The 18,642-nt window shown below is 64.0% G+C and carries 16 protein-coding genes and 1 pseudogene; 15 read left to right on the top strand and 2 right to left on the bottom strand.

The features are described 5' to 3' along the window. Positions 1-51: 51 nt before the first annotated feature. From SCLO_RS13100 to SCLO_RS13165, 15 genes are all read left to right on the top strand, one after another. On the top strand, positions 52-564 hold the full coding sequence (locus SCLO_RS13100; RefSeq protein ID WP_066519041.1) for an RNA polymerase sigma factor: 513 nt from the start codon (positions 52-54) through the stop codon (positions 562-564). Positions 565-699: 135 nt separating this feature from the next. Then, positions 700-1,713: a FecR family protein gene (locus tag SCLO_RS13105; RefSeq protein ID WP_066519038.1), complete on the top strand. Its 1,014-nt coding sequence runs from the start codon at positions 700-702 to the stop codon at positions 1,711-1,713. 190 nt (positions 1,714-1,903) lie between these two features. Beyond that, positions 1,904-4,600 carry a TonB-dependent siderophore receptor gene (locus tag SCLO_RS13110; protein ID WP_169800567.1) on the top strand — a complete coding sequence of 899 codons (2,697 nt, stop codon included), beginning with the start codon at positions 1,904-1,906 and terminating at the stop codon, positions 4,598-4,600. A gap of 82 nt (positions 4,601-4,682) precedes the next feature. Continuing rightward, positions 4,683-5,459, top strand: a complete 777-nt coding sequence (locus tag SCLO_RS22970) for a factor H binding protein domain-containing protein (protein WP_123905508.1) — start codon at positions 4,683-4,685, stop codon at positions 5,457-5,459. A 41-nt stretch (positions 5,460-5,500) separates the two neighbouring features. Continuing rightward, a complete protein-coding gene (locus tag SCLO_RS13120) occupies positions 5,501-6,994 on the top strand; it encodes a surface lipoprotein assembly modifier (protein WP_066519031.1) in 1,494 nt (497 codons plus the stop codon). Positions 6,995-7,200: 206 nt separating this feature from the next. Then, entirely contained in the window at positions 7,201-7,875 is a 675-nt protein-coding gene (locus SCLO_RS13125) for an energy transducer TonB (RefSeq protein WP_231923231.1), read from the top strand. After that, positions 7,872-8,309 carry a hypothetical protein gene (locus tag SCLO_RS13130; RefSeq protein WP_066519029.1) on the top strand — a complete coding sequence of 146 codons (438 nt, stop codon included), beginning with the start codon at positions 7,872-7,874 and terminating at the stop codon, positions 8,307-8,309. Before SCLO_RS13125 ends, SCLO_RS13130 begins: the two co-directional genes overlap by 4 nt. Beyond that, positions 8,306-9,241, top strand: coding sequence for an alpha/beta hydrolase (locus tag SCLO_RS13135; RefSeq protein ID WP_066519026.1), 936 nt, complete (start codon positions 8,306-8,308; stop codon positions 9,239-9,241). Before SCLO_RS13130 ends, SCLO_RS13135 begins: the two co-directional genes overlap by 4 nt. Next, positions 9,238-10,053, top strand: coding sequence for a siderophore-interacting protein (locus tag SCLO_RS13140; RefSeq protein ID WP_066519025.1), 816 nt, complete (start codon positions 9,238-9,240; stop codon positions 10,051-10,053). Before SCLO_RS13135 ends, SCLO_RS13140 begins: the two co-directional genes overlap by 4 nt. Then, complete coding sequence (locus SCLO_RS13145) at positions 10,050-10,757, top strand: hypothetical protein (protein ID WP_123905509.1); 708 nt, start codon at positions 10,050-10,052, stop codon at positions 10,755-10,757. The genes SCLO_RS13140 and SCLO_RS13145 overlap by 4 nt, the downstream gene beginning before the upstream one ends. After that, on the top strand, positions 10,757-10,975 hold the full coding sequence (locus SCLO_RS13150; RefSeq protein WP_123905510.1) for a hypothetical protein: 219 nt from the start codon (positions 10,757-10,759) through the stop codon (positions 10,973-10,975). Before SCLO_RS13145 ends, SCLO_RS13150 begins: the two co-directional genes overlap by 1 nt. A 3-nt stretch (positions 10,976-10,978) precedes the next feature. After that, positions 10,979-12,151: a PepSY-associated TM helix domain-containing protein gene (locus SCLO_RS13155; RefSeq protein WP_197705100.1), complete on the top strand. Its 1,173-nt coding sequence runs from the start codon at positions 10,979-10,981 to the stop codon at positions 12,149-12,151. Between the two features lie 58 nt (positions 12,152-12,209). Next, complete coding sequence (locus tag SCLO_RS23390; protein WP_066519019.1) at positions 12,210-12,389, top strand: hypothetical protein; 180 nt, start codon at positions 12,210-12,212, stop codon at positions 12,387-12,389. Further along, complete coding sequence (locus SCLO_RS13160) at positions 12,386-13,633, top strand: alpha/beta hydrolase (RefSeq protein ID WP_066519017.1); 1,248 nt, start codon at positions 12,386-12,388, stop codon at positions 13,631-13,633. The genes SCLO_RS23390 and SCLO_RS13160 overlap by 4 nt, the downstream gene beginning before the upstream one ends. Before the next feature lie 264 nt (positions 13,634-13,897). After that, positions 13,898-14,323: a hypothetical protein gene (locus SCLO_RS13165; protein ID WP_066519015.1), complete on the top strand. Its 426-nt coding sequence runs from the start codon at positions 13,898-13,900 to the stop codon at positions 14,321-14,323. On the opposite strand, the gene SCLO_RS13170 is transcribed toward SCLO_RS13165, so the two are convergent. Together SCLO_RS13170 and SCLO_RS13175 are read right to left on the bottom strand one after the other, a co-directional pair. Next, positions 14,320-18,063: a conjugal transfer protein TraG N-terminal domain-containing protein gene (locus SCLO_RS13170; RefSeq protein WP_066519014.1), complete on the bottom strand. Its 3,744-nt coding sequence runs from the start codon at positions 18,061-18,063 to the stop codon at positions 14,320-14,322. The two genes, SCLO_RS13165 and SCLO_RS13170, sit on opposite strands and share 4 nt — an antisense overlap. A gap of 15 nt (positions 18,064-18,078) precedes the next feature. Further along, a pseudogene (locus tag SCLO_RS13175) lies at positions 18,079-18,450 on the bottom strand (conjugal transfer protein TraH); the annotation flags it as partial. Between the last annotated feature and the right edge of the window lie 192 nt (positions 18,451-18,642).

Below are 18,642 nucleotides of genomic sequence, written 5' to 3' on the forward strand. Positions count from 1 at the left end.
TAACTCCAGCGAATCGACGATGCGGAGGTGCGGCATCGAAGAAGGCAGGGCATGCTGGATCAGGGCAAAGCATTGCGGGTTTATCAGGAGCAGCACGCGCGGCTTCTGAACTGCGCATCGCGAATCCTGGGCGATGCCGTCCGCGCCGAAGATATCGTCCATGATGCATGGATCGCGGTTACCGCGCGTATCGGCGACGAAGATGTACGCGAATTTGGCGGCTATCTTTACTCGACCGTCCGGAATCTCGCGATCGACGCCCTGCGGCGGGAGCGCAAATATGACGAGATCGCGGGCGGCAATTTCGAGGCGGCGGCCGTCAACGTGCCCGACGCTAGCCCGCCGGTCGATGTGTGGATCGCCGACGCGCAGGAACTGGATCGCTTCAGGCAGGCCTTGGCGCGGCTGCCCGAGCGACAACGCATCGCGGTCGAGATGCACCGCGTCGGCAATTTCAAGCTGCGCGATATCGCAGGCCGGCTTGGCGTTTCGGTCGGTTACGCGCAGGAACTGGTGATGAAGGGTATCGCGTTCTGCGCGGAATATCTGGAAGAGGGGCATTAAAGGCGGTGCAGTGCGCTGAAACGAAGACGATAGCTGAAAAATCGAGTGCCCATCCGTCTTCCTTGTATGAGGGATTTGAAACCAACGGCGCCGATAGGACCGACCTGGTGGCGGTTGCGGCCGGGACGGCCTTCGATGGCGTCTGACCGCAAGCGGGCACTGCTCGAGGCCGCCGACTGGTATACGCGCATCATCGAAGGCGACGATCCGGACCTCGATGGCCGTTTCCACGATTGGCTCGATGCCGATCCTCTCCATGCCGAGTCCTGGAGAGACATCCTGCGAACAGGCAGGAGCCTTGCCCGGCTCGAACCGACGACAAGCGCGCAGTGGGTGCAGGGTAGGGCGGCGCCGGCCGGCGAGGCTCGCGCGGCCCCGCCGCCGCGCCGGCGGGCGGGGCGCCGTTTCTCGCTGAGCCCGTCGCGTCTGCCGTTCAACGGGAAACGCCTGCTGGCCGGCGCGGCGGCGGCTTGCGCGGTCTTCGCGTTCGCACCCGACGCGATCATCTGGTGGCAGGCCGATCAGACCAGCAGGGCCGGCGAGGTCCGCGCGCTCGCCCTGGCCGACGGCACCAAGGTCGATCTCGGACCGGCCAGCGCGATCGCCATCGACTATGAGGGCGGTCGCCGCAATGTGCGCCTGCTCGCGGGGCAGGCCTGGTTCGAGGTCGCGCATGATCCGGCCAGACCCTTTCGCGTCGAGTCCGACAATGCCCGCGTGACCGTACTGGGCACCGGCTTCGATGTCCGCATGACCGGCGGCGCCACCGATGTGAGCGTTGCGCATGGTCGTGTGCGCCTGGAAAGCCTGCCGGACACGAAACAGACGCGCGAGCTGACCGCCGGAGAATGGGCCAGCATCGCCCCCGACGTCCGTGAGCGTCACGGCGCCGCTTCGGTCCCTTTGCTCGGCTTGTGGCGCCGTGGCGAGCTGGTCGCGCGCGGCGAGACTCTGGGCAATGTGATCGAGCAGATCCGCCCTTGGTATCGCGGGCGCATCCTTGTTCTCGACTCCAGCCTCGCGGCCGTGCCGGTTACCGGCATCTTCAAGGCAAGCGATCCTCTGCGCGCCATCTGCAACCTGGTCGAGCCGCATGGCGGCCGCGTCGCCACAGTGACGCCCTGGCTGATCGTCGTCACCAAGGGCTGATTTCCGCGTCGCGAGAAAAATTTCTTCCGATCGCCTGAATCTCCGAAGCGCCACCCGTCTCTTTTTATGAGGGGTGTAGTTCTTGCAACGCATTAGCAAGAATGTCCCCTTTCGTGCAAAGGAGACTGACTTGAATCTCGGGGGACATCACACGCGCGGCCGTCGCCGCCACGCAGCTTATATAGGGGCCTTGTTGATCACGAGCGCGCTTGCCGGCTTCGCGCCGCAGCCGGTCCTGGCGCAGACATCTTCCGCGACGCAGCGCAGCTATGCGATCCCGGCACAACCGCTCGCAGATGCCCTGGCAGCGTTCGGGCATCAGTCCGGCCTCGATGTCTCGGCCAGTCCCTCGGTCACCAATGGCAAGACCTCCACGGCTGTGGCCGGCGATCTGTCGTCGAGCGAGGCGCTCGGCCAGCTGCTGGCCGGCACCGGCCTGACCTTCCGCTTCGTCAGCGCGACCGGCGTGACGATCGAGCCCGCGCCGCAGGCAGCCGAGGGTTCGGTCACGCTCGGCCCTGTCCGGGTGCAGGGCGAAGGATCGGGTCGCGGAGGCGGCACGGTACGGCAGCCGGCCGACACGCGCGGCACCTACACCGTTCCCGTTACCAGCAGCGCCACCAAGCTGGATCTGGCCATCAAGGACACGCCGCAGGTGGTCAACGTCATAACCCGCCAGCGGATCGAGGATCAGAACCTTACCCAGGTTGCGGATGTGATCGCGCAGGCGCCAGGCATCTCCGTCATGCAGCAGGGCGTGCCCGGCGCGGGGCGCATCCAATATTACTCGCGCGGCTTTCCCGTCACAAACGTCATGCTTGACGGTGTCGTCACGACGGGTGCGGGCAACCGCGACTTCGACCTTTGGAGCGTTCTCGACACGGCGATCTATGACCGGGTGGAATTCGTGCAGGGCTCGACCGGTTTGGCCACGGGTGCCGGCGATCCTAGCGCCAGCGTTAACTTCGTACGCAAGCGGCCGACAGAGGAACTGCTTGCGGAAGCTAAACTGCACTATGGCAGTTGGGAGCGCATTCGGGGCGAGGTCGACCTTTCTTCTCCGCTCAACGGCGCCGGCACGCTGCGGGGACGTGTCGTCGGTGCCTATCAGCAAGGCGATACCTGGCAGGACCGCGTGAAGTCGAAGACGGGTACGCTTTACGGAATCGTGGAAGCCGATCCGACCGAGAATCTGATGCTCACCGCTGGCCTGCTGTGGACCAAGATTCGGGTCGATGATGCGGTGCCGTTCGGCATGAATCCGGCAGGAAACCTCGGACCGGGAGGCAATCCGTTCCCGATCATCAGTCTCGGACGCAGCTTCAATCCCGCGACGCAATGGACGTACGCCGAGATCGAAATGCTGAATCCCTTTGCTAAAGCGGAGTGGCGTTTCGCCGAAGATTGGCGGCTCAATGTGGGCTACATGTTCAGCAAGATCAGCCAGGACCGCATGTATGGCGGCATCGGGCAATATTTCTACGACCCGACAGCCAATACGGCCAGCTACTCCTACGGTCGGGTCAACGTTGATGGACGTATCCATAACGTCGATGCTTCGATCACCGGAAAATTCCATTTGTTCGGCCGCGAGCATGACGTTGTGGCCGGTTTCAGCGGATACTGGGGCACGATGAACAACCCGATGTATATGGCCATCGGAACAGGCGCTGCCCCGTCAACCATCGCGATTAGCGGGTGGAACAATGGCAATCAGCCGCTTCCCACCATGGGATCACCCGAACTGATCCCAGGCACCGGCATTCCCAATCCGTTCGACGATCTGATGAATGACGTCGGCGCGATCAGCCAGCTGAAGGAAAAGCAATATGCTGGCTATTTCGGTGCAAGGCTTCGGCCTGTCGACCATGTGTCGCTGGTTTTCGGCGGACGTCTGAACCGCTGGGAGCGCAGCGGACGCATGTGGGTGCCGGATCTTGAGTCGGTGATCACGCCACCTTTCGAACTGAAATTGGTGCCTCAAGACCTCAACACCTATTCCTCGAAAGTGAGCGGAAAGTTCACGCCTTATGCCGGTGTTGTTTTCGCCGCGACACCGAACATCACGGCCTATGTCAGCTATGCAGGTATCGAGCGCGCCAATATCGATTGGGAAACCGGAACGTGGTTCGAAGACTTCGAAGGAAATCCGCTGCCGCCCGTCAGAGGCAACACTATTGAGATCGGAGCCAAAGCTGCGGTATTCGACGGACGCCTCAACATTCAGCTTGCGGCATATCGCATGAAACAGAGAAACCTTGCGGACACCTTCAGTGAAGAGGCCCGTCAGGCGGCCATCGCTGCGGGAGGGTGTCCACCCGGGCCGAATCCCCTCAACATTGCAGGTATCGGGCGATACTGCGCCATTCCTGGCAAGGGCTACGTATCCAAAGGTATCGACTTCAGCCTCTCAGGCCAACTCACGCCGAGAGTCAATCTGAGCGCAAGCTACAGCTACCTTCATTCCAAGCGCGCAGAAACCGGATATCAGAGTTGCTCCGGCTTTGGTGCCAGCGGCGGCGGCGACGCCAGTACAGGCAGCTACGGAGGCGGGGCGGGCTTTCCATGTCCCGAACACACGGTGAAGCTGTTCGGAACGTATCAGGCAACTGACGATCTCACGCTGGGCGGCGGGGCGATCTGGAAGAGCGCGACCAAGAGTTCTTATCCCAACGGCGTTGGGGGGCTGCATCCTGACGCTATACGCGACCAAGGCAGCTACGCAGTGGTCGACCTAATGGCACGCTATCGCCTCAACCGCCGGATTACGATCAGCGCCAATATCTACAACCTGTTCGATGAAACATATCTGAGCAGTTCCGATGGCCTTGGTGGCTTTTGGGGCGCGCCCCGCAATGTGATGTTTTCCCTAGGATTTCGATACTGATTATTTAGAAAGAAGGAGAAGTCAGCAATTGTCAAACGAAGCACAACCAAATTCATAACTTGGCAACTGAAAGGATCATTCAATGCGTTCGATTCTCTTTGCGACAATTTCCGCTGCGGCGATTCTCATTCCGTCAGCCGTGCAAGCGCAAACCTTTTCCGGCTCTACTACGAGCTTCCCCGCGACCTTCACTTTTAACGGGAGCGTCTATCAAGGCACGACCGACGGATTGCTCGGTGGTCCAGCAGGCTGGGGGCCGAATAATACTGTGAATCTGACTGTCCTGCCTCTCAACACGCACGTCTATGATAAGCCCCCTGTTGACACGCGGTATACCTTTTACCGTCAGCCGTATTCAGTCGTCATCGGCAATATGAAGCAGACGACGGGCGGCAATTATTACTACATCCGCGATATCGTCGGCCACATCACGCCGACGAGCGGTGTTCCCACGAGCGGCACTGTCACCTACACCGGTCGCACGGTATGGCATGATCTCGACCTGGCAGCCTCCAACCGTGAAGGTGATTTCAGCTATACCATCAACTTCAGCGGAACGCCGACCGGCTCCGGATCGATCAGCAACCTGCGCGGCGGAAGCGGCTTCCTCGCCTGGACCGGGAGCGGCACGCTCGCGTCCCACGCGATCCAATATGATGCTGCCGACGGCACCTGGGGCGTGAAAGGCGGCACCGGCACGTTCAGCATCAGCAATCCGATCGTCGCAGCCGGATACGGGCTGTCGTCAGCCACGCCGACTTACGACCTCGCGCTGTTTGGTCCCAATGCGCAGGAAGTTGCGGGCGTCATCAAGATCAATGCCCAGGTCGGCAGCCTCGGCATCGCCGGCAAGCAGTAAGCAAGTCTCTGGCCATTCCCCGAGAGCCGGGGAATGGCCTTTTGCTGGATATCATCTGGATGCATAAGTTCTTTGTTGGGCATCATTGGCTGCTGCTTGCCATTTTCTTTCATATCCCGGCCGAAGGACTGGCTCAAACCGTGATCCGGCCCCCTGACGATGGTGTCCTGCAGGTGCCGGATGTGCCCATCGACGTTCCGAAAATAGGGAATCCAGCGGAAGCTTTGAAGCAAGGCCAACCAGCAACACGGGCGGACGAGCCCGTCCAACTGGAAGATGAGGATTTGAAAGCCAACTCCGAACTCGCCAGTTTTATACTCGGCAAGAGCGTCCAGGCTGCGGACTGGGCGACCGTTCGGCGTGTGCTTGCCTATTACACCGGCATTCCAGGCCATGACCCGCTGCTGGCGCTTTACGCCCGCGGAGCGCTGGATCGCCACGATGGACGCCACGGCCGCGCGATCACCGCCTATCGACAGATGCTCAGAGCGGATGGGAGCCTGAACTATGTCCAACTCGATCTGGCGGCGATGTTGTTCGAGGACAAACAATTGACGGAAGCCAGGACCCTTTTCGAGCTATTGAGGCGCGACTCCGACCTTGTCCCGACCGCCCAGCAGGCCATCGATCAATATCTCGCGGCGATCAGGAAACAGAATAAATGGAATGGAACAGTCCGCCTGGGGTACAAATACAACGACAATGTCAACAACGCTTCGGCCGACCGCTACATTTATCTTTTCGGTCTTCGTTTCGACAAAGATCCCGCAAGCCTGCCCCGCTCGGCCAACGCAATCAGTTATTTGGCGAACCTGAACCGCGATTTCAATCTTTCCGGCAACCACTATCTAAGCGTGGACGGCACAATCGAAGGTGACCGTTATTGGGATGACCATGCATGGAGCGAGACGAACGCGACGCTTCGGCTCGGGTATCAGTATCGCAATCTCAAATCCTGGTTCTCGGTTATGCCGAGTTTCGGTGAAACATGGCTTGGCGGTGATCCTTTTCGCAGAACGGTTGGAGCGAGCATCGAATATGGCCGATGGGTTACGCCCAAGTGGCAGGTGATCGGCAATTATTCCTACTTCAACAAGCGGTATAGCGGCCTCTACACCATCTATGACGGCGATCTCCATGCCCTCTCAGCAACCGCCGTCTATTTTGCATCGCCCCAAACGATCCTCTATGGTGGAGTCACCGTTCAGCGCGACATGCTGGAGACGAAATATGAAGCCTCCGCGCGCGACGGCGCAAGCCTGGGCTTCATCAAGCAGTGGAACGGCGGCTTCAATGTCCGCGGGAACGTGCGATACAGCTTTCGCAAGTTTCGCGACTACAGCCTTTGGGACACGGCGAAGCTGCGTCGCGACCATGAATACCAATTTGATCTCAGCGCGATGCATAGCAAGCTCCGCTTCGCGGATGTCTATCCCCGGCTGAGCTATCAGCATCTGAGGGTCGATAGCAGCATCTCCTCGCTCTACTCGCGCACGGGCAACCAGTTCACCCTTTCTCTCGAGACGAGCTTTTGAAGGAGCGCGCGACGATGGCTTACAGAGCACCGCTCGCGACCGATGGTGATTGGCCTCCAGGCGATCGAGAAACCGGTTTGCCAGCCCTGGATGGGCCGCGCAATGAGCCGCCACCGTCCTGGCCGGCGTCGACCGGCGGGCGGGCAGTCGGCTTCCTCCATTCCGTCAGGATGGAACCGGCTCCCTTCCGCTACGCGGATCGGCCGATGCCCCTCGGAACGCGGCTGTTCGGCCTGGGCGGCACCACTCTTGTTTGTGCGCTTGTTCTGGCCGCCGCCCTGTTCAAATGGGTCGGTGCGACGCCGGTGATTGTGCCGACGACGTTGAGTGTGTTCGACGTCGCCGAGCCCGAAGCCCCGCCCGCGCCCGACACCGAAATCCCGCCTGGCCCTGAGCAGGTGCAGAAGGAGAAGCCACAGGTAGAGGTCGTGAAGACACCGCCGCCTCCGCTGGTCCAGGTGCCGAGCGCGAGCAGCGTTGCCGCACCACCCAAGGCTGTGCCAGTGGATGATCCCGGCCCGCCTGTCGACCAGACCACCGCACCGCAGTCCTCGCCCAAGCCGCCCGGCGCCAAGTCGAGCGATGCGAAGCCGACATGGGAGGGCCAGGTTCTCGCCGCGCTCAATGCCGCCAAGCGCTATCCCCTCGAGGCGAAGCGCAACCGCCAACAGGGCATGCCGTGGGTCCGCTTCACGATAGACCGTGACGGCCGGGTGCGTTCGGCGCGGATCGCGCGGTCGAGCGGCTTCGATGCGCTGGACCGCGAGGCGGAGGCGCTACCCTTGCGTGCCTCGCCGCTCCCCAAGCCGCCCGAGAGCGTCAAAGGCGACCGCATCGAGCTGACGGTCCCGATCGAGTTCTTCTTGGCCGGAGGCGGATGATGGTGACGACGATGGCGCTCAAGCGCCGCAGCCTTGTCGAGCGCAAAGTTCTGGCGCTCCTGCGGGGAGAAGAGATTGCCGCGCAGCCCAACGGGAAGGTACGACCGAGCCGGACCCGAGCGGCGGCGGGGCCGACACGGGCACAGGCGCGCCACTTCGTTGAACTGCGCGGTCATGCCGCCTACAACGGCTTCACCATCCTTCCAGCGGGCGCGCCCTATATCGGCGTGGACGAACTGGGTCTGTTGGCCTGGCTGGCATCCGCGCAACGCCTCCATGCTCCCGACCCAGCTCCCGGGGCTGATCCCGTCCTGCGCGCGGCGGTGCTGCATTGCGCCGGCTTGCTCGACGAGATGGGGCTGCGCCTCTCGATGCTCACGACCTGCGGCGCGCGCACTCCCAGGCCGATGGTCCTGAAGGATCGGGCCGCATGATGCTCCGCACGATCGTCGCGAGTATCCGCACCGCTGCGTTCGGCAGGAAGCGGCAAGCGCTCCATGACCGGGCAACCGCCCGGCACGGCCTGCTGGAGCCGGTCGGGTCCGGCTTGGCGATACCCGACATCCAGCAATATACCGCGCGGGGTGCCAACGGGGACTATACGATCTTCGTCACCCTGCCGAGCGGCCCGCCGCCCGGAGCCGGCTATCCGGTCCTGACACTGCTCGACGGCAATGCCTGGATCGCCGGCGCGGCCGAAGCGCTACGCTGGCAGAGCCGATTCGCAATCCAGAGCGAAATCGAACCGATGATCGTCGTCGCGGTCGGCTATCCCGGCGAAGCGCCGTTCGATCTTGGCCGCCGGGCCTATGATTTCCTTCCCGACCATTCGTCGGGCAAGCTGTCGGAGCGCTTCATGCAGGGCGCGCCCTGGCACCAACCTGGCGGGGCCGATGCATTCCTGGACTTTCTGAAAGGTCCGCTCCGCGACGATCTCGCCGAGCGCTATCCGGTCGATCGATCGCGGCAGATCCTGTGCGGGCACAGCTTCGGCGGCTTCTTCGCGCTCTATGCGCTGCTGCATCGGCCGGAGGCGTTCCGCCACTATGCCGCGCTCAGCCCTTCGCTGTGGTGGGATGACGGGCGGCTCCTGAAGGACGCCGAGGCCGCAATCGCTGCCATGCCGCGCGACCTTGTGACGGATATTCTCATCGCCGTCGGCGAGCGCGAGACGCCGGAGCGCCCGAAGATCAGCGCGCGAATGCTGGATGACTCCGCCGCCTTCGTCGACAGGCTGGAGCGCGAGAGACTCGCGGGCGTGTCGGTCGACTATCGCGTGTTGGCCGGTGAAAACCATCAGTCCCTGCTCACGGCGGCTTTCTCCGCCGTGCTGCGCTTTGCGACCATGAACGGAGGCCAGGCATGAAGCGGCGTATCCGCGCCTGGATTGAGCGCCTGTTTCATTCTCGTATCGAGGAATGCACGCTGCTGCGCGTGGTCGAGACAAACCGGATCACGCCGCATATGTTGCGCGTGGCCTTCATCGGACGCGATCTCGAACCCTTTGCCACGAACGAGAACCTGCACGTCAAGCTGCTGCTCCCGCCCCAGGGCGCGGCGCGCGACCACTGGCTGAAGGAAGAACCCGGCGGCAAGGTGCGTCTCAAGGGCCGCAATCTCGATCCGGTGTTCCGTAAATACACCATTCGCTCGATCGATGCCGGGGTCGGGCGCGTGGCGATCGACTTCGTTTGCCATGAGGACGGCGGCCCCGGCGCGGCCTGGGCGGCGGCGGCCAAGCCCGGCGACGTCGTCGGCATGATCGGCCCCGGCGGGCGCTCCGCCGCTCCCGCCGACTGGGTTCTGCTCGCAGGTGACGAAACCGGGCTGCCGGCGATCGGCCGCATCCTCGAAAGCCTGTCCGGCGACGCCAGGGGGCTGGCACTGGTCGAGATCGACGGACCAGAGGAGGAACAGCCGCTCTCCGCGCCGCCGGGCGTCGAGCTGCGCTGGCTGCACCGTCAGAGAGCGCTCGCAGGCACCACCGATCTGCTGGCCGATGCGGTAAAGGCCGTGTCGCTGCCCGGCGATGGGACGCGCTTCGCCTGGGTCGCGGGAGAGTTTGCCGCCATCCAGGCGATCCGGCGGCATCTGCGCGCCACCGGCCTCGGCAAGCAGGAGCAACTTGTGGTCGCCTATTGGCGGCGCGACGAAGCCGAGGCGCGAGGAACGGGATGATGCAGCGCCGCGTATTCCTTCATTCCCTCACGGCTGCCGCCATTTTTGGGCTGGCCGTCCCGGCGCGGGCGGCGAGCGGATGGGACTTGCTGACCGAGGCGGCCTACAGGTCGCCCTCAACAGCGCGGGCACGGGTCTTGCTGTCGCAGGCGCGAACCGACGCGGCGGCGGCGCTGCGCCAGAACCCGGCAAACCAGGAAGCGGCCATCCAGCAGGCCGTGGCGGCGGCCTGGGGCGCGATGCTCTCCGGCGGCATCGGTCCAGCTCGCGAGGCGCGACGGTTGATTCAGGCGCAAATCACGGCCCAGCCGAACAACGCCGAAGCGCATCTTGCCATGGGCGCATGGCACATCGAGGCGGTGCGGCGCGTCGGGATGCTGGCCGGGCCGACCGTCGGCGCCAGCCGGAAAGCGGGCAATGCCGCGCTCGATCGCGCCATTGCACTGGGCGGTCGGCGCGCTCTGCCTTCAGCCTATGCCACGCTGTTGCGAGCCGCGTCTGGCGAAGGCAAGTGCCAGAACGGCCGCGCGGCCGTTCTGGCACTTGCCCGCCGGGCCGCGCAAGGCACGGCCCCGACCAGCCTCGATGCAGTGATGCGGGCCAGCGCACAGCGGTTCGTCGTTACCGTTGCGGCGCCGAGTGCGAACGCGGCCGATGCGGCGGCGCCGCTGCTGCCCTTCGCCCATCTCTCCGGTAAAAGCTGATGGGTGGAGTTGTCATGCTGTGCGGGCGCGTCGTTCTTATGGCCCTGGTGGCGATCGGCGGGATCGTGGGGATGCTGCTCGCCGAGGGCGCATGGGACTGGCTGTTCCTTACGCTTGCCTCTCTGCCTCTGCTGATCGGCGGATCGGCGCTGGCCGCGCGCAAGCTCCGGGGAGCAATCCCCGACAGTCGCGATGATTATCCTGCCCGTGGCTCCTAACCGATGGCGGGGCGCACGAAAATGCAGATGAACGCGCCCGCCAAGGCACCCTCGCGCTGGTATCGGGCGAACCTGTGGCTGCACCGCTGGGCGAGCCTCGTCGCGACGCTTCCGTTCCTAGTCCTGTGCCTGACCGGCACGGTGCTGATCTTCCACGAGGAGATCGACGCGGCGATGGGCATGCTTCCGCCCGCGCCGGGATTGAGCGCCGAGCATCGGCCGCTGGCGGAATCGGTCGACGCGGCGCTCGCGGCCCATCCAGATGAAAAGGTGGCGCTGGTCGGCATCGACCCCGGCGATCATTCGGGGCTACTGTTAGTCGCGACGGTTCCCAATGGCGATACCGGCTTCGATCGCACGACGCTGCGCTTCGCGCACCTCGCCACCGGCAAGCTTGTGCCCGAGAACTTCAGTGAGGGCGAGACGCTGACCGGCTTCCTGCTCGAACTCCACGCACAGTGGTTCATGGGGCCGATCGGTGAGTTGATCGGCGCTCTGGTCGCGCTGCTGGTGCTGTTGTCGCTGGTCTCGGGCCTTGTCGTCTATGCACCCCATGCACGAAGGGTCGCCTTCGGGGCGTTCCGGCGCGGACGCGGACCGAGGCTGCTTCAGCTCGACCTGCATAACTTCATTGGTGTGATCGTGCTTGGCTGGGGCCTCGCGGTGACGCTCACCGGCTTTCTGCTCGGCTTCGGCACCCTGGCCACCGGTCTGTGGGCGCAGAGCGAGCTGGGCCAGGCGCAGCGGACTTTTGTCGGGGCGCCCGTCGATCCGCGCCGCCCCCCGGTGGACGCCGATGCCGTGGCACGGGCCGCGCTGGCGGCCGCGCCGGAAGGCTGGCGGGTCGGCAACATCTTCTGGCCCGGCACCGACTTCTCGACGCCCCACCACTACACCGTGTTGATTCATGGCGAGGGGCTGGACGAGCGCCTGTTCCGGGCCGTGCTGGTCAATGCCGAGCGGGGCGATGCCGCCGCCGTGGCCGAGATGCCCTGGTATATGAAGGCGATCATTCTCTCGCAGCCGCTGCATTTCGGGGACTATGGCGGGTTGCCGCTCAAGCTGCTGTGGACTGCCTGCACTTGGCTGACCCTGTTCATCACGGGGAACGGCGCCTGGCTCTGGTGGGACCGCAGGCGCAAGCGGCGGCGCACGCCGATGGAGGCGGCGGCATGACGCGACCCGGATTGAGCGTCAACGGTCCGTTAGACGCGGAGCAAGGGGACGCTGCGCCATGAATATTCTTCAATTGGGCGCGATCTGCGGCCTCACATTGATCTGGTTGCTGCTCTGCTTGCTATTCCTGGTGGTGATGATCCCATGCTGGACAGCCGGCGCCCTGGTGGTGGCATTGCAGGAAGAAGCGCTGATGCGGCGTCTGATCAACAGACAATCGACGGGGGAGTATCAGTGAAAATCGCTTTGTGGTCTTTGGGCGGCATCGCCCTCTTGCTCGTGCTGGCATTCATCGCCCTGCAAATCTTCTTCGCGATGAGCGTCAAGCCGGTCGAACCCTTCGTGCCGACCAAGGCGGAGCAGGAGAAGCTCGCCTTCTACTCGCGGCCGGAGAACTGGTTCGCGCAGCATCTGCAAGGCGGGCGCGAGACGGTCGACGGACAGACGATCGACCCCAAGCTGCAATATATGATGGAGCAGGTCCGGCCCGCCGCGCCGTGGCTGCGCCGCTCCGCGCCACTGATCTTCGCGACCCCATGGGGCCGGGGTTTCATCCGGCACGGCGCTGATCGCGATTGGCGACTCCTTACCCAGGTCACGGGCGAGATGGCGCATGTCGAAGACCGGACCATCCAGGGGCGTGGCGGCCCAATCCCAATCCGCATCTACCGCCCTGAAACGGACGATAAGGGACCGCTGCCCATTCTGGTCTATCATCATGGCGGAGGCTGGATTTTCGCCAGCATCGTCTCCCATGATCGCGTGTCGCGCCTGATCGCCAACGAGGCGAAGGTGATCGTCGTCGCCGTCGATTACCGACTCGCACCCGAGCATCACTATCCGGCCGCAAGCGACGACGGCGAAGATGCGTTCCTGTGGGCGCGCGCCAATGCCGCCTCTTTCGGCGGCGATCCCGCTCGCGTCGGCGTGGGCGGCGACAGCGCCGGGGGCCATGTCTCCATCAACATCGCCCAGCGCCAGCTCGCGGCGGGCAAGCCCGGCCCCACCGCCATGCTGCTCTTCTATCCGGGCGCGGGCCTGCCGCAGGATGATCCTTCCTATCGCCTGTTCGGCACGGGCTATGCGCTCGACAGCACCTTCATCGAGTTCATCCTGCCGCGCGTGTTCGAGGGCTATAGCCCCGGCCGCCATAAGGAAGCCGACGCATATATGGACCCCGCCAGCGCGCCGAGCCTCAAGGGATTGCCGCCGGCGATCGTCGTCACCGCCGGGTTCGACATATTGCGTGATTCAGGGCGCAGGTTCGCCGAGCGGCTGCAAGTGGACGGCGTGCCGGTACACTACACCAACTATCCCTCGCTTACGCATAGCTTTCTGCAATTCTCCGCCGTCGTGAAAGATGCCGACACCGCCTCAAGCGAGAGCGCAAAGCTGTTCGGGAAGCTGGTTCGTGATACCAATGGCGCCGAAACGATCCTATCTTCGCCAATCACCCACATTCATAGCCAGCCGCAAACTTAGGGCGCATTCTTGCCTTGCCGGTCGGCGAACTGGTCGGCGCGCTTATGACGCGGCACACGAACCGGATTATGCTAATGGCGCTTGTACCTATCATCAGCATTGCTGGATGTCGCAGGCAAGCTTTGGTCAGAGCGATCAGAGGTGTCGGCTAAGAAGATCCTTGAAAATTGGACGATATTCGAGTTTCCAACTCTGAAATGACATTGGAAAGTCTGTTGTTTGCAATCGATTTGTGGTATCCTTTCAAATCAAAGGAATGCTCCGATGTCTCGTCTCAGCAGTCAGCATTTGCGCGAAGATGTTACGGCAAAAATTTGCCGATCCGCGTCGGAGTGGGTGTGGCGGCCTTGGTATGCGAAGCTCTGGTGGAGCGCCATTCCGGTCTGGTGGATCGGCATGACGGCAGCGAGCGTAAATGAGCCAGTTGCCCGCTTCTATGATGGTGCCCTCGCTGGCTTCCTCAACGTGCTGTTCTTTCCGATGACGGCTCTACTGTTCTTGGGCGTTGGCTTTGTGCGCCACTGGATCGATGGGTTTATTGCAGTCGGGGCCGGCCCTTCATCGGAGGTCGGAGGAATGGCGGTCGGACACGCAAGCGAGTTCGCCCGACTGGATCCGTCCATCGATATCTTCGACCCGCGCTCGGGAACTCTATATGTCGGAAATCCCGAAAACCAGACGCACGATTAGCGCTTCTTGAAGCTGCTATCGCCGTCGCCAGGGCTCCCATCGATATCCGTTGAGAACCGGCCAGACTTGAGCACCGACGATTGCTCGATCGACGTCAGTGGTCCGGTGATGTCGAACGTGGCGCGGCCAGAATCTGCATCGCCGAGATAGCGGTTGCGCAGACCTTCCGCGCCGAGGACGCGGTTCGACAATTCGCGCGCAAAGGCTTCCTCCGGTCGTGACGATCTGGCTGCTGCACGCTCAGACGCCGCAATAGCCTCACGCACATCATAGTTGACGATATCGAGTGACGACTGAGCGCGTTCGCTGCTGATCCCGACATCACTACTATTGAACCCGAGCTGCCCGCCAACACGCCCCGAAGTCGACTTCGACGATTGTGGTCCCTGCCGTCCGCGACCGGTTCCGCCTGACGTCTCGGATTCTGAAGAACTGATGGAACCACCGATGTTGGCTCCGACGCTGGTGCCCATCGTGACCTGATCCTGCGCGGACCGGGAGAGCGAGCGCTGCCAACCCGTCTGCCCGATGATCGACTGCACGTCGCGCTGGAGCGTATCGGCAACCTGCGGCTGCAAACGCCAATTGCCATTCCGGTCCATCTCGAACCCACCGCGCAACCAGTTCTGCATCATCGCCTGGCCTTCGGCGGCGCCGCCCATGAAGTGCTCGACCGTATCCGGACCGGCCTGTTTGCCCGCCTCGAACCGCGTGCTGGTGTCGCTGCGACCCGACTGCTGAAACCCGACCGAACTCGAGACCAGCACATCGTTCTCCGCAAAGCTGAATCGCGCGCGCCCGCCGTTCGCAATTGCCCCGAGCTGGCTTTCGTTGATCAGCCCACCGCGCCACATCTGCGCGGCCGTCTCGGGCGTCAGGTTGAGGCTCAGATCGCCATTCTGCGCCATCGCGATCTCACGCTTGGACATGGTGACGCCGTGCTCGGCAAGCAGGCCCTGCATACGTGTGAGCCGCTCATTCTCGACGATCCGGGTCAGCCTCTCGTTACGCACACGATCCGCGATGCCGGCTGCACCGCCTTCTGCCATGTCGGTCTGATTGCCGACGCCCTGGCTCAGCGTGCGGATGAAGCTGTCGAGCCGCGCCGCCTGCCGCACCGACATGCCCGCTGCCGCCGTGCCCTCGGCAAAGCCCGCATTGTCGGCTTGCCGGCGCTGCTCGCCGATCCGGGCGGCCGAGCGCGTGCCGTCGTGACCGACCTCGCGCTGCGCGTCGAGCTTACCCGACCGCTCGGCGAAGTCATAGCCGGCGGCCTCGCGGGTGCGGCCATAGACGCTGGTGCCTTCGCGGCCCGCTTCGACGGTCGCGCCGTCGGCGGTGCCGACCTGCACAGCGGCGTTATAGGTTTCCAAGGCACGGAGAACCTGGGCCTCGTTGCGACCGGTGGCACGGGAAAGCTGTGAGATCGCGGTGGACCGCGCCTCACCAGACAGATTGTTGATGAACCCGATCCGCCGCGACATTTCCTGGACCGGAATGCCGAGCATGGCGGCGGCATTGCGCTGCCCCTCATTGTTCCCGGTCCGGTGCGCCTGTTCGGTCGCGACGTTGCCGCGCTCGATCCCGGCGACATTGTCGCCCGCAAAATCGCGCCTACCTTCCATCGCGCCGATCTGGACCTGCGCGCCAGTCAGGTCGTTGCGCAGCATCTGCTCCTGGTCATAGGCATTGGCGATCAGCTTGGCGAAGGTCGGATCGGCCGATGCCTGACCGATCACGGTCGAGGCCTTGAGGGCGGCATCCTTCTGGTCGTAACCATTGCGCTCGAAGTGCCGCTGCGCGCCGGTCTGCATCATGTCATAAGCGCGCTGGTCGCCGAACGCCCGCCACTGGATCATGCGCTGCGCGAATGCAGCAAAGGCCCGCTCGCCGGACTGGCCCTCGCCAAAATAGCCGGTCCCCAGCGCGCGCAGCGCATCCTGCTGCGCAAAATTGTGGATCGCGGAGGTGGTGGCATTATCACGGATCGCGCGCACCGTTGCCGGATCGGACAGGCTGCGCCCGGTGAGCGCGGGCGACAGGCCGCCCAGCTCGCGCGCGGCATCGAGGCCGCCGAGCGAGAATGCGGCGGTTCCCGCCGCGCCACCGCCTTGCTCGCCGATGACGCGGCTTGCCGCGCCGAACGCCCGGTTCTGGCCGAAGGTCGACCGCTCGCCGAAGTCGCCGAAGCTCGACGAACCACTGACGCGGGCCATAGTGCCCGAGGCCGACGCCTGCGCTTCGAGCGCGCCGGCATAGCCCTCGCGGGTGCCGAGCGGTGCAGCCGCCGCGGTGCCCTGGCCCTGGACGCCGAGCGCGCCGCTGGTGAAGGCGGTGAACACATTGCCGGAGAAGCGGAAAACCGTGAACACGAACGCGCCAGCGAGTCCGGCCGCGGCTGTGCGGAAGCTGCCGAATATGGCGAGCGCCTTCATCGCAGCCGAGGGCGCGAGCATCCAGGCATTGGCCGCGACATTGTTCGACCGCATCTCGGCGAGCACATCGGTCGCCCGGCCCAGGGTGAGCTGGTAGATGCCAGCGTCGATCACCCCCCAGAGCGCCACGAACACAAACAGGCCGAGCGCGAAGCTGGCGACGCGCAGGTTGATCGGGGTCAGGATGAACAGCAGCGCGACCGGCATCATGAACAGCATGATGCCGAAGACCGTCGCGCGGATCGTCGGCATCCATTCATTGGCAGTGGACATGGTGGCGAGACCGCTGGAAATGACGGCGCGGTTGGCCATCACGCGCGCGGCGGTCGCCGGACTATCCTCGAACAGCACGTCGCCGACGGTATTGCCGAGCAGGACGTTGGTGAGGAACTGCTGAAGCGTCTGCGGCGCATCCATCATCATCTGGCCCATCTCGCCGAGATTGGACCGGCAGCGCTGAAGCTGCGCGGCGTTGGCGATGTCATAGCCGGTGCGGGTGCAGACCTGCGCGACATAGGTGTCGAACAGGCCCGGTTCCGACAGGCGGGTCGAAATATGCTCCCAGGCCTCGTTGCAGCTCATCGTCGTGCCGGCCTTGTCGGTCGAGGTGAACACCGTGCTGAACGTCGCGGGGCCGGCCATCGCGGCGAAGGCGGCCGGCAGATCGGTCGTTGTGCGAAAGAGCTGATCGTCATCGACGCCATAGGCCGGCGACACCCGCGCGACCGGATAGCATTGGCGGACATAGTCCTTGATCGTGGAATCGAGGAACACGTCGGTCATCGGACCGCGCGGGCTTGCGGCGTTGAGGAACAGGTCGAACGAATGCCCGCCCGCGCCGAATTCGAGCTTGGCATTGGGATCGGTGGTGTTGTCGTCGATCACCTCGGCCAGCGCGCGTTCCATCATGTTGGTCATGCCCGCGACCAGCACGATGAGGTTGGGCACATCGCCGACCGGCTGATAGGCGTTGCGCACGCGGTCATAGACATGGACCGTGCCAGTGGTCGCAACCATGCCGACGAACAGCCCGACCCCGATCAGCATCTGGAACCCGAACGCGACGAGCCCCATGCCTTGTCCCCGCACACTCGCGAGCAGCACGCCAAGCGCGATGCCGACCACCGCAACGATCAGCACCAGCGTCTCGTAGCGCGGATCGCCGAAGATCATCGATACGAGGCGGAACGCGTCCACGGTTTCGGCGAAGCCGTCATAGGTGTGATAGCTCGTGTCGATCGCGAGCGCGGATGTGGCGGCGAAGACAGCGAACAGGGCAAAGAGGCTGCGAAGCAAACGGGGCATCGGCTCGGCTCCGGGTCAGCGGTTGCGGTTGGCGGCGGCGCCGGCGGCGTCCCGCGCGTCGCGGTCGCGCTGGCGGACCACGCCGGCATAGTTGGCCGATAGGTTCGCCTGGTTGAGCGCCGCCATGTACGACTGCCGCATCTGCGCGCGCTGGCGCAGCACCTCGTCGCGCAGCCCGCTGAGCTGCTCGATCCCTTTGGCGAGGATGCGGGTCTGGCAGGCTTTGGCATTGCCGGCATCGCCGGCGCCCGCGGCCGTCACACCGCGCTCGGCATTGGACACGGCAAAATCGATGCTGCGGGTCAGGTCGTTGAGCATCTGATAGGCGAGCGTCAGCGCGACCAGTTCGTCGATGTCGCCGATCACGCTGTCGACGACACCCTGGCGCGAAGCAGCCACACGGCGGTAGCGATGGCCCATCCGTTCCCGACTTGGATTCCCGCTGCCCCTGAATCGATCATGATCACGTCGCCGGGGGGCGACCGACCTTACCGAGGCTGGTCATCCGCCAACTGCTGGCGTGACGGGCGCGCGCCATGAGACGCTCGCGGTTGCCACAAACGCGCTACGGTCCCGCAG

It is taken from the genome of Sphingobium cloacae, assembly GCF_002355855.1.
GTDB lineage: Bacteria > Pseudomonadota > Alphaproteobacteria > Sphingomonadales > Sphingomonadaceae > Sphingobium > Sphingobium cloacae.